Origin of the sequence: Lysinibacillus parviboronicapiens, from assembly GCF_003049605.2 — a bacterium.
Lineage (GTDB): Bacteria > Bacillota > Bacilli > Bacillales_A > Planococcaceae > Lysinibacillus > Lysinibacillus parviboronicapiens.
The window spans coordinates 2,306,637-2,321,707 of the sequence record NZ_CP073713.1 but is presented as its reverse complement, the minus strand read 5'-3'; the positions used below and the strand labels follow the sequence as shown (position 1 = coordinate 2,321,707).

At 37.1% G+C, this 15,071-nt stretch carries 13 protein-coding genes, 1 pseudogene and 1 riboswitch; of the genes and pseudogenes, 3 read left to right on the top strand and 11 right to left on the bottom strand.

Annotation, left to right across the window (positions count from 1 at the left end; translation table 11 throughout):
- Positions 1-87: 87 nt before the first annotated feature.
- Both C9J31_RS11065 and C9J31_RS11060 read left to right on the top strand, forming a co-directional pair.
- A complete protein-coding gene (locus tag C9J31_RS11065) occupies positions 88-738 on the top strand; it encodes a cupin domain-containing protein (protein WP_054768392.1) in 651 nt (216 codons plus the stop codon).
- Between the two features lie 328 nt (positions 739-1,066).
- Positions 1,067-1,561 carry a DUF3231 family protein gene (locus C9J31_RS11060; RefSeq protein ID WP_107924403.1) on the top strand — a complete coding sequence of 165 codons (495 nt, stop codon included), beginning with the start codon at positions 1,067-1,069 and terminating at the stop codon, positions 1,559-1,561.
- A gap of 176 nt (positions 1,562-1,737) precedes the next feature.
- On the opposite strand, the gene C9J31_RS11055 is transcribed toward C9J31_RS11060, so the two are convergent.
- Together C9J31_RS11055 and C9J31_RS11050 are read right to left on the bottom strand one after the other, a co-directional pair.
- On the bottom strand, positions 1,738-2,019 hold the full coding sequence (locus C9J31_RS11055) for a hypothetical protein (protein WP_054768391.1): 282 nt from the start codon (positions 2,017-2,019) through the stop codon (positions 1,738-1,740).
- Positions 2,020-2,242: 223 nt separating this feature from the next.
- Positions 2,243-3,412 carry an MFS transporter gene (locus tag C9J31_RS11050; RefSeq protein ID WP_107924440.1) on the bottom strand — a complete coding sequence of 390 codons (1,170 nt, stop codon included), beginning with the start codon at positions 3,410-3,412 and terminating at the stop codon, positions 2,243-2,245.
- 64 nt (positions 3,413-3,476) lie between these two features.
- Positions 3,477-3,577, bottom strand: a riboswitch (purine riboswitch).
- A 176-nt stretch (positions 3,578-3,753) separates the two neighbouring features.
- Here C9J31_RS11050 and C9J31_RS11045 point away from each other — a divergent pair.
- Positions 3,754-3,960 (top strand): hypothetical protein, encoded by a 207-nt coding sequence (locus C9J31_RS11045; protein WP_107924404.1) that lies wholly within the window; start codon positions 3,754-3,756, stop codon positions 3,958-3,960.
- Positions 3,961-4,059: 99 nt separating this feature from the next.
- On the opposite strand, the gene lepB is transcribed toward C9J31_RS11045, so the two are convergent.
- The 9 genes and pseudogenes from lepB to C9J31_RS11000 form a co-directional block, all read right to left on the bottom strand.
- A complete protein-coding gene (gene lepB, locus C9J31_RS11040) occupies positions 4,060-4,617 on the bottom strand; it encodes a signal peptidase I (RefSeq protein ID WP_107950370.1) in 558 nt (185 codons plus the stop codon).
- 150 nt (positions 4,618-4,767) lie between these two features.
- On the bottom strand, positions 4,768-4,875 hold the full coding sequence (locus C9J31_RS11035; protein WP_238602142.1) for a transcriptional regulator: 108 nt from the start codon (positions 4,873-4,875) through the stop codon (positions 4,768-4,770).
- A gap of 351 nt (positions 4,876-5,226) precedes the next feature.
- Entirely contained in the window at positions 5,227-6,156 is a 930-nt protein-coding gene (locus tag C9J31_RS11030; RefSeq protein WP_107950371.1) for an LCP family glycopolymer transferase, read from the bottom strand.
- Positions 6,157-6,588: 432 nt separating this feature from the next.
- Positions 6,589-7,023: a MarR family winged helix-turn-helix transcriptional regulator gene (locus C9J31_RS11025; RefSeq protein ID WP_107950373.1), complete on the bottom strand. Its 435-nt coding sequence runs from the start codon at positions 7,021-7,023 to the stop codon at positions 6,589-6,591.
- Between the two features lie 29 nt (positions 7,024-7,052).
- Positions 7,053-7,806: pseudogene (locus C9J31_RS11020) on the bottom strand (SDR family NAD(P)-dependent oxidoreductase).
- Between the two features lie 89 nt (positions 7,807-7,895).
- Entirely contained in the window at positions 7,896-9,329 is a 1,434-nt protein-coding gene (gene dacB / locus C9J31_RS11015) for a D-alanyl-D-alanine carboxypeptidase/D-alanyl-D-alanine endopeptidase (protein ID WP_107950375.1), read from the bottom strand.
- Positions 9,330-9,646: 317 nt separating this feature from the next.
- A complete protein-coding gene (locus C9J31_RS11010; protein ID WP_107950377.1) occupies positions 9,647-11,383 on the bottom strand; it encodes an ABC transporter ATP-binding protein in 1,737 nt (578 codons plus the stop codon).
- Positions 11,380-13,122: an ABC transporter ATP-binding protein gene (locus tag C9J31_RS11005; protein WP_107950380.1), complete on the bottom strand. Its 1,743-nt coding sequence runs from the start codon at positions 13,120-13,122 to the stop codon at positions 11,380-11,382. The genes C9J31_RS11010 and C9J31_RS11005 overlap by 4 nt, the downstream gene beginning before the upstream one ends.
- Positions 13,123-13,558: 436 nt before the next feature.
- Positions 13,559-15,067, bottom strand: coding sequence for a hypothetical protein (locus C9J31_RS11000; protein ID WP_107950381.1), 1,509 nt, complete (start codon positions 15,065-15,067; stop codon positions 13,559-13,561).
- Positions 15,068-15,071: the final 4 nt, after the last annotated feature.

Genomic DNA, 15,071 nt, shown 5'->3' with positions numbered 1-15,071 from the left:
ATGGGCATTCGTTTAATGCTACAACAGCACTAATCATATCCTGTACTAGTGACAAACATCTAAATTCATTCAGGAAAGGATGTAAATATTAGTTCCAATATTGATTACACTTCACCTTCAGCGCAGTTCACATTTGATGTAAATAAAAGCCCACTTTTTAAAAAGGATAGTCAAAATTTCATCAATATTCTAGGTGTTGAACAGTTAAACACTCTTGAAAATGTATCATTGCTAGATATTTTTCTTAGTACAAACAATGTAGTTGAGCCACATTACCATCAAAATGCTGGCGAACTTGTCTATTGTATTTCTGGGGCTGCAACAGTGTCTTTACTTAACCCTTTGACAAAACAAATTCAAAACTATCCAATTAGACCAGGGCAAGTTGCAAATGTGCCACAGGGCTGGTGGCATTATGAAATTGCTACAGCCGATAATACGCACTTACTTGCCATTTTTGATGCTCCCACACCTGAAGTCATTTTAGGTTCAGATATATTGAAATTTACGCCAGCTAATGTGATGGCACACACATATTGTTTAGATGAAAATCAGTGGAAGAAAACAATAGCTCCGATTGTACCAACAACTTATATTGGTCCTGCCAATCATTGCAAAGGTGCCAATCAACATCAGACTTCTCCTAATCACATCAATCCTTATGGAAACGGCTATCACCAGCCGATGAACCCTTATCACTACCAATATCCCTATAGTTATCCATATGGATCACAATAATGTACTGGCTGTAGCGCCTATTGCTACAGCTTTTTTATGAGCAACTACATAAATAAATGATATTGTTTTCGCTCGTCAGACAATCTTTTACATCCTATTGAAGCACACTTGAAATGTAATACTTATTTAATGACACCTCTACAATGCTTTTACCCAATCCACAAAAATACTAAGGTGATAACTAAAAATAAAAAGAAGCTTCATTCGTGCATTCTTTTATACACCACCCAAAAAAACCCTTTTTTTCGAAAAGTTGAATAAAATATATATTTATAGCCCATCCTATTCTCATATAAAAAAACTATAATAGGAATTAGGAAGTGTAACTATGGCATATTTCAATGGAAATTTAACATCTCTATCATTACGTTTTAATGAGTTATTTACGATTTGGACACATCTCACTTTAAATAACGGCTATATCACTGCGAATCACTCGTTTTACAAGCATGCTTTGGATAAAGATTTGAGGGCTATCATTGTGGAGTTTATTGAAGTCTTGAAAGATGGAAATAAGCAATTAGAACAGTTACTAACAGAAAATCACATAGCTATTCCTCCTATGCCTCGTGAAAATCTCACGATGCAACTCCGTGATATTCGGGGTGTTAAAAAAGTTAACGATACAGATATCAGTGCAGTCTTATCCATGAATATCGCTTCTGCTTTAATTGCTTCTACCCAAGCAATGGAAGCGTCTACTCAGACTAACTTAACTAAATTGTTTGGTCAATTTCATATGAAGAATGCCATACTTGGAGCAAAGTTAATACAACTTAGTAAAGATAAAGGTTGGTTGCCCGTCCCTACTACTATATCTTAAGCGTTTGTGCTAACTCACATAGATACAGAACTGTCAGTCGTCTCATTTTTCGAGACGGCTTGTTGTTGTTCGCGTCTCCTCCTAGGGTAATTGCATTAAGCAAACCTGATATTTCTATAAAGAAAAAGACTACCTAAAGGCAGCCCTATGACATTTTCTAGTTATATTATTTTTCATTATTTATCTCTGTTTGTTACTAATAAATAATCGAGCGCGCTCATTCTAGTGAGCTTGTGTGTAAATTTAATGGCATCCGCTTTTGAATCGAATGTAAAGTTTTGGAGTTCGTCTGTTGGTATATATTGATCAGCGATTTTTCGTTTCAGTTTTCGTACAGATAAAATGTGTGAGTCCTCCTCATATAAGATAATAGCACCAACGTTTCGATAAAGCGTTTGGTCAATCGTCGCAACAATTTTCACATTCAATCCTTCAAATTCTGTTAAATCTACCTGCATTTATTTACCAGCCTCCCTCTACACTACATTCGATTCACAGCCAAACTAATCCTTCTTTTCTACTTAAAATCGACGATAAATCTGCTCTGTTCCTAGCAATTTTATAGCTGGGGGTACTTAAACTATATCTAGGTTAATGGCAATCTCTGTTCATTACCAAAAGACTCTTTTACCGCTAGTCCGCAATGAGGAACCAAAAAAACAATAAGCACAATGGTTTTATTTAATTAGAAGTCGGGTTTTCTTGAGATAATGGTGCTCGTTTCAGTGAAAAAACAGCACATGCTAATGCACATAAAACTAATACAGCACCAAAACTTGCTAAATCCATGACAGAACCTGTCATTGCAAACAATGCTCCACCAACTGCTGATCCTATGGATATACCGATTTGTAAAGCCGCAGTATTTAAACTTTGTTGAATATCCGATGTTTGAGGGTCCGTTTGTATTAAATAGTTTTGTAAAGGCGGTGTAAGGGCCCAACTAAGTGCTCCCCACAATACTGTGACAATTAAAAAGAGCGGGAAAGCTATGATTGTATAAGGAATCGAAAATAGTACAATTGCGAATGTCGAAATAACAATTACAATAGCTTTGCCAGAACCTAATTTGTCGCTTAACCAACCACCAATGGCATTGCCACTTACAGACGCGATACCAAATATAAGATAACAAATGCTTATCCAGGATGAATTCAAATCAAATGCCTCTACTAAAAATGGTGTGAAATAAGCATAAAGCATATAATGACCAGCTAGCATAAATAACGTAGTCAAATGGGCACTCGATATTTTTAAGTTTGCTAATGATTTAATTTGAACTTTTAAAGGTGTAACCTCTACCACTGGCATTTTTTCTAACAGTAAATAAATTAGTATCATTGAAACTGTTGATAGTAGTCCTATCCCTAAGAAAACAGTACGCCAACCAAAGGCTTCTGTTATAAATATCCCCATTGGAACACCTATTACAAGGGAAGAACTGACCCCAATAAAAATAAGCCCCAGTGCTTTTGCGCGATGTCTTGGCTCTACAATTTTTGTTGTAATTGTGAGTGACAGAACAATCACCAATGCCGTACTCATTGCAGTTATGATTCTAGCAATCATCACTGTGAGGAATGTAGCACTGAAGAATGTCATAATATTGCCTAAAGTGAAAACCAATAAAGCAAGAAGATACAAGCGTTTCCTTTCCACTTTTGCCGTTATTGATAAAAGTACAGGAGCAGAAATGGCGTACACTAACGCAAAAATAGTAATGAGCTGCCCGGCTGTCGCTAACGATACATTTAAATCATCTGCAATATTAGGTAGTATCCCACCTACAATTAACTCTACTAATCCGACTGCAAAAGTAGTAGCAGCCAGTATAAAAACTCTCCAATTCATGAAAATCAACCCTTCTATTGCCTCCATCTTGTACGGGTTAATGATAAAAAAATCCTGACTACAAAAATGAAAGCATAATTTTTGTAGTCAGGATTTTTATGGTTCCTGGTAGAGACCCTCAATCCATATTATTGAGGTTATACATATCAAATTATTTTACTTTAGCTATATTAGCATATTGTATTTTTTCTTACAACATTTTTTATACGCAAGGCTCATTATGATTCCGCTCCCTCTCCTAGAATTTCCCCCCGCAATGTCCTTTTTGCTAATATTGCTTATAATTTTCACCATTTGACCATACATAAGTATATAAGAAGTTTTCATAGGGAGGTGATTGTTTGCGTATAGTCGGTTTAGTTTGTTATTTTTTAGGACTGTTTTACGGCGTGGAGCCAGTGTTAGAAGAATTTACGGCACAAGAACCAACTATTCATTTTCCCGTTGTGGACAAACAGCAAACCCCGATAAAAGAAACAGTCGAAAATGCCCATGTCTGTGTTCATTACCCCACTTATAAAGTGTGTACAGCATTATCTAAAAAATAAATACTAAAAAGAGGTCAACTCAAGTTAAAATCTGAGTCGACCTCTTTTATTAAAAGTGTAGGTAATGAAGACTGTTAAAAAGTGTTGTTATCACTAAGATTATTCTCGTCCAATATGAAAATGCTTGAACGGGTAAAGCGTTATTTTCGATTCTCCATATACTGCATCTTTAGATATTAAACCGTAATGACGGCTATCATAGCTTTTCAAACGATTATCACCAAGCACAAAGTACATACCTTCCGGCACTTTTTTCTGATCAACTAGTTCCTCTAAAGTAAAATTTTCTGTAGTACGTAATTGATTCGGATCATCTGTTGGGCGATTCACATAATCTTCTTGATAAGCTTTGCCATTTACATATAAAACATCGTCTTTCATTTCCACAGTATCCCCAGGTAGTCCAATTACACGTTTAATGTATAATTCATCCTCAGTTGGTGATTGGAAAACAATTTGGTCAAATCGTTCAATTTTACTTATTTTACTGACAATGATAATGTCCTTATCCTCATAAGTGGGATACATTGAAGCACCTTGTACTTTAATGGGGGCAAATAAAAATTGTTTACACCCCAATACGACAAGAACTGTAATGACAATAATTTTAATGTAGGATAGTACTTCTTTTTTTAAATTCGTTTTTTCTTCTTGCATGCTCATTCCCCGATACTGTTTTCTTATAGTATAGCATTTTCTATAAGAATAGTGACGCTTATCAGCCCAAAATGTTTCTAATTCATGAAAAATAGACAAAGCCATAAAAAGCTTTGTCTACAGAGCATTCTATATTATTATTTTAGGATATTAAGAATGGTTACTTTGTGTAGCAGAGTGATGCTGTTCGTTAAACAAATCTACTGCTAATACTATACCGATAGGCAATGCGATTGCCAATAAAATGGTACCTATCATCAATACTATCACTCCCTTAACCATCTGATATTTATAGTATACACTAAATTTTCTGATATTTCAAACGAAACAAAAAAATCATTCAACTAGGCATGCATCCTACCTGAATGATTTTTTTAGACTTACATGAAAAGTTTTAGACAAAGTAGTTGTAAGTTTCGCATAGCTGATTTGATTGGACTTTTTCGTACCTTACGTGTAGGTATATAGCTTTGCATGCAGTTATTTAGAGCTGTATACCTAAGCACCTGGGTCCTCCCATTCATGAAATTCCCTCCCCCCATTAACAAAATTTACAGCATACTTTAATTGTCAGATCACACTATTGTTATTTACAATTTTCAGTTTATTTTATTGCAGATGCGTTTTTAATTCCGTTTGGATTTGTTGCAATTCCGCTTCTTCTGGAATATAATACCATATATTATTGATTTTCGTGCCTGATCCCTCTTCGAATGAAAGCTGGTCAATATCACTATTCATTTTTTTATAAATACCTTGCAGTTGAATTAGGTCCTTCACACTAAAATTCATGCGCACATTTTCGCCTACTACATCAAGCATATCAGTAGCCTTTAAAAGTACAGAAGGAGTAGACGCTTTCTTCATAACCGCTTCGATAATTTGTCGTTGGCGAATTTGTCGTCCAAAATCACCGCGGGGGTCTTCATACCGTATACGTGAAAAAATAAGTGCCTCATCACCATTTAAATTTACTTCACCCTTTGGATAATGATAGGAGTTATATGTTAAATCCATATCATTTTGTATCGTTACACCTCCAAGTGTGTCGATAATTTGTAAGAAGCCCTCCATATTGATGAATACATAATAATCGAGTGGAATATCTAAAAAATTCTCAACTGTATCCATTGCCATCGGAACACCACCAAATGCATAGGCATGATTAATTTTATCGACGGAGTCATGACCGATAATCTCTGTACGTGTATCACGAGGAATACTTAGCATTTTTATTGTTTGCTTTTCAGGATTTACTGTAATAACTATCATCGTATCTGAACGTCCACTATCATTTTCACGTTCATCCACTCCAAGCATTAACACAGAAAATGGTTCTTTTTTCGTAATTGTTTTTTGTTCTTTTTCTGCAGCATTCGTTTCAAGAAGTGGTGTATTAATTTTATTCATTGTTTTCTGGACGGTATAATAAGCAGTACCTAGAAAACCTAAAAAAATTGCCAGTAAACTACCTAGAATCCATATCATAATTTTCTTCTTGCTTTTCTTTTCCTTTGAACGTTTCATTTTCTTTTCCATACTTTAGTCCTCTCTTGCTTTAAAAAAATTTCCCTCTTCTTTTTGACGTATTAGGTTGGAAAAAAGTTCATTTAGTCTATTTATATGCATATTGGACGAAAAAAAGACGTACACTAGTATTTACTAAATGTACGTAAATATATTCATTCATATTCAAATTTGGTAATACTGTTGGACGGTTCCAATTTCTCAGTCAGGTTTAAGATTTGCTATACTCTCCCCTCACTACTACCACCAGCTAATTTAACAGATGGAATTCTTTGAGAAAACTGTCCTCTTGTGGAATCTGCCCATCTGCGCTTGCCATTATTTTTAATAGATCATACCCTCTAAAAATCGACACAACTTTACATATGTTTATATCGTTTGCTTCACTTTCGGAAAATAAGAAACCGTCTCAAAAATGATTTGAAACGGTTTACTTGTTTATAACTATAGTTGTTTGTCTTGTATTCCTTGCACTAACTTTTCTTGAATCAGCAAATATTGTGCAATCTCTTCCTCATTCAATACTTCAAAAAGCTGAATAAAGACTTCTTTACCAATTGATTGAGCTTTTACTAAAGCTTTTTCACCTTCGTTAGTAATCATTAAACGTATCGTGCGACGATCGGCTTGATCATACAGTCTTTCTGCTAACCCAAGTTTTACTAATTTTTCTGCTATGCTTGTCATAGCGCCTTTCGTATAGCCAATTGTTTCCGCTAATTCTGCTTGTTTTTGCGGCCCATTAGAATGCAACTCGTTTAGTACTAAAATCGGCGAAATACCTAACGGATACGGAAAAGCTTTCGTAAACCGTATAATATTTGCATTATTCATCTGTTCAATCATATGAATGAGTTTAAAAATACTTGTCTGTTCCAAAAAAGATCCTCCTTGAACATCCGAGAATATTAATGAAGCATAATAGAACCACCGTCAACCATAAGTGTTTGACCAGTGATATATTGAGAGTCTTCTGATGCTAAAAATACGGCTACACGACCAATATCTTGTTCCACATCGCCAAAGCGTCCCATTGGAATTTTATTTTTACTGCTTCATAGTATTCTGGTTGTGCTTTTGCCCATGCTTGTACTCCTGGAGAGTTTGCAATTGGACTGATTAAGTTTACATTAATACCGAAACGTCCTCATTCATTTGCCGCTACATGCGAAAGGCCACGGATTGCTTCTTTTGCAGCTGCGTATGCGCCTTGTGTGTCATGACCAGCAAGTCCCGCACCAGATGCAAAATTAATCATATTCCCTTTCGTTTCCTTCAAATGAGGTAATGCCGCTTGCATTAAATAAAATGTTGGATAAAAACCAGTATTAAATGATAAGTCCAAATCAGCCTGTGTTGTGTCTTCGATTGTTGCTTGTTTCGATGCATGAGCATTATTAACCAATACATCTAGTTTACCGTATTTTGCTACAACTGTATCAATAATTTTTGGTAAATCCTCACGTTCCATTAAATTTGCTTGTAAAAACATTGATTTAGGAGAAATCTGTTGAAGCTCTTGTTCCATTGCTTTCCCTGTTTCTTCATTCAAATCTACAATAGTAACGATTGCTCCTTCTTTCACATCGCTTTTGCCATACCACTACCAATCCCACCTGCACCACCAGTGATAATAACAATTTTATCTTGTAATTTGCCCATAGATAAGCATCTCCTTTTAGTTGATTCGTAATTAGTTTAACAATAAACTAATTACTCTTAAACTAAATTGCTCATCATCTTGCATGCCTTTACATTTCATTGGCTATTTGTTTAACAATTTCATCAATGGTTACAATCGCTGATGTTTTATTGGCTTGTGTCAAAATACTAAATATATACCATTTGCCACTCTTTCCCTGGACATATCCACTTAAAGCATAGGTACCTGATATATAGCCTGTTTTAGCAGATACACTATAACCTTTTAAACGGTTTTCTAGTGTAGCGCCAACAAGCTGTCCTTTTCTTCCTGCGTGAGGTAACCCATCTAAATACGAAAAGTACCATGATTTACTACGAACTTTATATAATAGTAAGCTTTCTTGCATACTACTTACACGGTTTTGGCTGTTTAAACCAGAGCCATCTTCAAAATACCATTGATCCATATTGAGACCACTGTCAATGCCATATGCTCGAATAGCCTGTATCCCCGCACCCCAGCTACCTTCGCTAAGTACTTCTCTGCCAATTTGCTTCGTAAACATTTCTCCCATACCGTTAATACTAAGTTTTAAAAATCGAAAGTTAATATCTTGTAATGGTATTGAATAGGAAACACCCACGCGTTGCGCACTATCTGGCACCTGTCCAACCTCGAGCAGCATCTTTTGTATGCCTTTTGCCATTAACTTTTCTCGAAATACATCGAGGGTATACAACGTAGGATTATAAACTGTTACATATGTACTTTTTTCTGAACCCGCTGGTAAATTCCCTGTTACCACAATGCGGTCTGTCCCATATTCACGTGTAATTTTTAGCGTATTTTTAGAACCCTTTTGTACAATTTTTGTTTGGTTAACAACAGGCAGCGTACTTGCATACGGAGCAAGCTGAACACTCGCCGCCTTCCCAACCTTTGTGCCTGTAACTTTTACTTGCACTGTGGCAATGTCATATTGACTGTTTGGCGAAATCGTTAATGCGGAAATACGAGATGCGTAGGACAAAGGTTCGTCCTGTGGCACGATGCCCTTAGATAAACGATCATCATCAAACCATGTATCATCTGCAATTAGCTTCCCTGTAATCTTTGTGATACCCATTTTTTTTAACCCATTGGCAAAGGATTCTAGATGGACAGGCAATAGCGTAGGATCGCCTCCACCTTGCAAGTAAATATTCCCATGTAATACGTCGCCTTCTATCGGTCCGTCTATATAGGCCCTTGTTGTAAAGCGGTAGTCAGGGCCAAGTAAATCTAATGCCGCGGCACTCACTAATAATTTATGTGTGGATGCGGGACGAATCATTTTTTCACCGTTGTTACTGTATAATACATGCCCACTATCCATTTCTCGTACTGTAATACTGTATTCATTTGTTTTCCAATTTTTTGAGATGACTTGATTAATCTTTGTGGTCATTGTTTGCTCACTTGCCCATGCTTTTTCAAGAAACGTTATCTGGTAGCAGCATAGTATAACAAGTATGCTAAAAATAATTGTTCTCTTCCTCATAAACCCTCCTAAATTAAAAGTTTAAAGTATTTGCCTGTCCCTTTGCGTTCGTCTATTTATAGCAGCATGCAGGTAAACGGCGATTTCTAGTTTTTACGCTTTAATTCTACGGAAAAAATTAGCATTTTACAATGTTTTGTCACATAGTTTGGTTGGAACTTTTCTTGTCCCAAAGCGATGGTTGCTTGTCCCCGAGCGGTACCTCGATGGACCCGAGCGGTTCTCCTGTGAACCCGAAAGAAAAAGACTGAAGGCAAACCCGATTAAAGTTCCGAGTTTGTCTTCAGTCTGGAAGCCTCACAATTTGGGGCTTTTTTCTATGAATTCAATGAGTTTGCTTGCATTTGATACATTTTTTCGTAAATACCGCCATGTGCTAATAGTTCATCATGTGTGCCACGTTCAACAATTTCTCCACGCTTAAGCACAAGAATGCGGTCTGCATTTTTAATCGTTGAAAGGCGATGCGCAATGATGAACGTGGTACGCCCTTTTTTCAAAACATCCATGGCATGCTGAATGATTTCTTCTGTTTCCGTATCAATATTTGAAGTAGCTTCATCTAATATTAAAATGGCAGGATCAAAGGCTAGTGCACGCGCAAAGGAAATTAACTGTCGTTGCCCTGAAGATAATGTACTACCCTTTTCAATCACCGGTTCATCGTAGCCTTTTGGTAAGTTTGCTAATACGCGTTCTCCACCAACTGCATTTAACGAAGCTTCAATTTTTTGTTGTGAAATTTTGGGATTGTTTAAACTCACGTTAGAAGCAATTGTACCGGTGAATAAATACGGATCCTGTAGCACGATTCCCATATGCTCACGCATCGTTTGACGAGGTACTGCAGTGATATCAACACCATCAATGGTGATCTTGCCTTTAGACGGATTATAGAAACGGAATAATAGGTTCATAATGGAGCTTTTACCTGATCCCGTATGTCCAACTAAGGCAATTGTTTCCCCTTGATGTGCCTCAAACGATAAATTTTTCAACACATATTCATCATTTTTATAGGCAAAGGAAACATCTTCAAAAACCACATTCCCTTTATATCTAGGTAAACGCTCTTCTGAAACGGGCTCGCCGTTAATATCCAACACCTCAAACACACGCTTCCCTGCAACTAGCGAGCGCTCAAGCTGTGAAAATTGATTGACGATATTCGTAATCGGATTAAATAATTTTGTTAAATAATCGACAAAGGCATACAATGTACCCGCAGAAATAACTTCCATTGTCGTAATCGATTGCGTGCCAAAGTAGAAGATGAAAATAGTGAACATGATAAGCCTTAACGTATTAACAAGATTAAAGGAAGTCGCCGAGTCAAGGAATAACAGTTTTCGCTCGTAGGCATAATGCTCATTATTCATATCGTCAAATTCCTTCGTCATCTGCTGTTCACGGCGGAATGCTTGAATAATCGTCATTCCCTGAATCGATTCATTGATCATGGCATTAATGTCTGCAATTTTTGTTCGAATAACATCATTGTATTTGGCAGCAAACTTTCGATATAAAATCATCCATACATAAATAATTGGCACCATAATAAGTGCGATTAATGCCATTTTCCAATTCAAAATGAAAAGTGCAATATACACACCAATAATTGATATTAAGCTTGTCACGAAATTTGACAGCACCTGTACATATAAATTACGCACGGCCTCCGTATCATTCGTAACACGGGCAACAATTTTCCCTGCTGGCAAATTATCAAAATATTGAATTGGTAATGTTTGAATATGTTCAAATACGTCCTTACGTAATTTTTGCACGACACGGTTGGCACCCATCTGCAAGTAAATATACATAAAATAACGTAAAATAGCTGTTGCTACTGCCAATGTAAAATAAAGTATTAACAACCAAGTAATAGGTTTTATCTCAAGTTGGCCGATTGTCATATAATTATCAATTATATGCTTTGCTATAAATGGCCCAACAAGTTCAGTAAAAACGGCAATGGTTAAGAAAAATAGCCCAAGCAGTATTGGTTTTTTAAAATACATAGCATAGTTGGTTAAACGTTTACTCGTACTCATGAGGCACCTCCTTCAAGCTGCTGACGATCGAATTGTTCTCTATACCAGCCTTGTTGTGAAAGGAGTTGATCATGTGTACCTTGCTCTACAACTTGCCCTTCATCAAGCACAATGATAAGATCCGCGTGCTGAATTCCTGACAATCGATGTGTTGTAATAATCGTCGTTTTATTTTGTCGTTCTCGTTGAATGTTTTCAATAATCTTCGCCTCTGTTTTGGCGTCTACAGCAGAAAGCGAATCATCTAGTATTAAAATTTCAGGGTCCTTAATCAATGCACGAGCGATGGACACCCGTTGCTTTTGACCACCAGAAAGAGATACGCCCTTTTCACCAACAAGCGTTTCCAGACCCATCGATAAGTTCGCTAAATCTTTTTCAAAATAAGCCGCATAGATTGCTTTTTGTAATTCCGCTTCTGTTGCGTCTTCTTTACCAAATAATATATTTTCACGAATCGTACGTGAGAATAACACATGATCCTGTGGTACATAGCCGATCCAATCGAGTAATTGTTCCTTTGTTTGTGCCGTAATATCAACACCGTCAATGGACAATTGTCCCTCTCCAATTGGATACTCTCTCAGCAATTGTCGTAGGAAAGTCGTCTTCCCTGCGCCAGTTTTACCAACAATGCCAAGTGTTTCGCCCTTTTTCAATGACAGCGAAATTTGCTGAAGATTTTTCACCTGACTCATTGGGTACTGGAATGATAAATCAGCAAAGCCAATTGAATGTGGTGTTGTCACTGCTTGTGGATTCACTGTATTTTGCACATCCGCTTCATAGCTTAATGTGCCTTGTACTCGATCAAGTGAAGCATTACCTTGCTGCATGACGTTAATGAGTTCGCCAATAGCGAAAATTGGCCAAACTGCTAGCCCAAGATAAACATTGAACGTCACTAACTGCCCAACTGTCATAGCCTCTGTTGCCACTAAGTGCGCACCATAGCCAAGTGCAACAACATAACTAATACCAGTTCCTATCTTTGTAATTGGACCGAATAAAGCATTTATTTTTGCTGTATGCATATTTTTTTCATAAACGATTTCACTCATCGCGCCAAAAGCCGCTTCATCCTTTTTCTCTTGCACATATGCACGGACTACACGAACACCTGCCACCGATTCCAATACACTATCGTTTAACTCTCCAAAGGCATCCTGTGCTTTCATATAACGCTCATGGACAATCTTCCCTAAATATTGAATAAGAATAGCCATAATGGGTACAGGCAACATGGCAAAAAACGTTAGTTTCCACGAAATCATATAGCCCATCGCAAAAATAATAAAGCCCATATAAATCGTCGAGTCGATTAGCGTCATAATACCAAAGCCCGCCGTAAGCGACACTGCATTTAAATCATTTGTTGCACGTGCCATTAAATCACCCGTGCGATTTTTTTCATAAAAGGTTGGCGTCATACGCAAAAAGTGTTGCATAAGATTGCGTCTCAAAATTTTCTCTAAGTTAATGGCACCTTCAAATAGTCGGAATTGCCACACAAAATTCAGCACATACCCCCCGACAATAATGCCAATGAAAATCAATATATATTTTGTTAAAATAGCAGTCGTCATTTCACCGGCTGTTAAAATATCAATAATTGAGCCTAGTAAATACGGCGGAATAACTTCTAATCCACTGGCAACCATCAATAGCACAATTGCCACAGTGTATTGTTTCCAGTATTGCTTAAAAAACCAACTTAATTTACTTAAAACATCGAACATACGTTATTACCTTCTTTCTTCCGTTGCTGTTGAGCCTTGCTACCCACTATCTAGCAAATCCTTTTTGAAAATCTTTTTCCGTGTTGAGTTTCTCATACTACATACACTCCTTTTGTTTTTTTCACTACAACTTTTTTGCAATAAAAAAAGACACATACCCCTAAAAAGAGTATGTGTCTCTAGTAAAAGGTGAGGTGTAACCCATACCTTTCATTGCAATTTAAATTTACAATGTTAGACATGGACAATGTATGCAGTTGTGCTTTGGTATGGTACTGTTAAAATCATCATTGTCATGTCCTCCTTTGTTCGTTTTGTTATAGTATTCTTGAAGATTATCATATTATTGAAATAATTGTCAACAATCTGACTGTTATTTTTTGTGTTTTCTAGGAAATAATTAACGCTTTAAAGTGGTAAGTTACTAAATCTATTATTAGTTTGTCACTTCAAATGCTAAGCGAATAGCCGGCATAGCTGAACCCGGATGATCTGTTGAATATGTTAATTGTGGAATTAACGTCATATCAGTATCCTTTTCCTGCTGTTTATAAATTCCAGGGTATAAGTCGATTAAATGGTGCCCAACTTCCCCTGTTGCGATGACATCAAACGTTAAATTACCTTGACTGTTAAAAGCACATAAATAGCCCGTATAAGCATTGTCATATGTTAAGTAGTACGCGTTATCGTACTCAGTCCAACCGCCACCTTTTATTGTAATGGCAATTTTCGTGCCTACTGGACCTGCTTTCGGTGTAAAATCGACGATGGACGGTAGAATGCGTAGATAGGTTTGGCCATACACCTCTCCATCGTCCACTAAATCAATTCGATGAGGAATGCCTCCTAAATCATCCGGTACTTTGAAAGTATAATTTATATTACCCTCTTTGTCTGTTTTGACTTTAGCAAGCGTGGATATGTCCTCTCCAAAGCCTTTACCGCTAACACGACTGCCTTTCATCGTGTTCCACACAAGCTCAATTTCTGTATCTTTTGGTAGCCCAGATGAAGTTAATGAAACTGGTGCATCTACGACTCCCTCTTTTACACTTAGTTCAACTTTTACGCCCTGCTTTTGCTTTAGCTCTGGCATCACAACACCTCCAGAGGCAGCTACAGGAGCCTTCTCCACATGATTGGCAATTGTAGGCGCGATACCTTCTGTTATCGTAAACATAAAATCTGGTGCCGGCTTATCTGGATAAGGTGACTGTAAATAGTTAATATATTGCATACCCAAGTAGCCTGTACGTAAACGAATCGCATGGTCACCGACAGTACCTGCAGCACGAATTTTTGCCTCAGCTGTTCCATTCGTAGATATACCCGTGACAAGTCCAGTATATTTATTGTCATAAGTTAATTGCCAATTACGCATATATGTACTCCAACCGAGACCTTCCATTTTAATCGTGATTTCCGTACCAACGGGACCAGATTTTGGCTCCATATTAAATGATGGATCTACAGTATAGCCGACCTGTCCAATTTTTTTACCGCCTTGTTTTACCCATAATGTAAAATCACCGCCAAACCCTTCTGGTACATTGAACTTACCAGACCATTGTCCATCCACACCTGCTTTTCCCTCAAGTAAAATCATCTCTTTTTCTGTAAATTTCGGACCAATTACGGCATATAAATCTTCGACAATATATTCGCCATCAATAGCGTTCCACACTAATTCTACGGGCTCATTTCCTTTTAAATCCGTCACATTAAATGTTACTTCATCGCGTACAAAACCACGTTGCGCTGATAATGTGATATTGTTCAGTAGTTTTTCTTCTACAGTTTCTTTTTTCTCACTAGCTGCTTTAGATGTAGTATGCTGTTTCTCCGTTGCAGCTTGTTCCTCTTGCTCAGAACAAGCTGCTAAACTAAGACTAGCACTTAAAGCGAGGATAGCAAGGCATGGCTTTATAATCGTCCATTTCATGAAA

Coding starts and splice junctions, on each gene's coding strand:
- C9J31_RS11060 (WP_107924403.1), top strand. CDS start 1,067: ATGGCATATTTCAATGGAAATTTAACATCTCTATCATTACGTTTTAAT.
- C9J31_RS11055 (WP_054768391.1), bottom strand. CDS start 2,019: ATGCAGGTAGATTTAACAGAATTTGAAGGATTGAATGTGAAAATTGTT.
- C9J31_RS11050 (WP_107924440.1), bottom strand. CDS start 3,412: ATGAATTGGAGAGTTTTTATACTGGCTGCTACTACTTTTGCAGTCGGA.
- lepB (WP_107950370.1), bottom strand. CDS start 4,617: ATGCAAGAAGAAAAAACGAATTTAAAAAAAGAAGTACTATCCTACATT.
- C9J31_RS11035 (WP_238602142.1), bottom strand. CDS start 4,875: ATGATAGGTACCATTTTATTGGCAATCGCATTGCCTATCGGTATAGTA.
- C9J31_RS11030 (WP_107950371.1), bottom strand. CDS start 6,156: ATGGAAAAGAAAATGAAACGTTCAAAGGAAAAGAAAAGCAAGAAGAAA.
- dacB (WP_107950375.1), bottom strand. CDS start 9,329: ATGAGGAAGAGAACAATTATTTTTAGCATACTTGTTATACTATGCTGC.
- C9J31_RS11010 (WP_107950377.1), bottom strand. CDS start 11,383: ATGAGTACGAGTAAACGTTTAACCAACTATGCTATGTATTTTAAAAAA.
- C9J31_RS11005 (WP_107950380.1), bottom strand. CDS start 13,122: ATGTTCGATGTTTTAAGTAAATTAAGTTGGTTTTTTAAGCAATACTGG.
- C9J31_RS11000 (WP_107950381.1), bottom strand. CDS start 15,067: ATGAAATGGACGATTATAAAGCCATGCCTTGCTATCCTCGCTTTAAGT.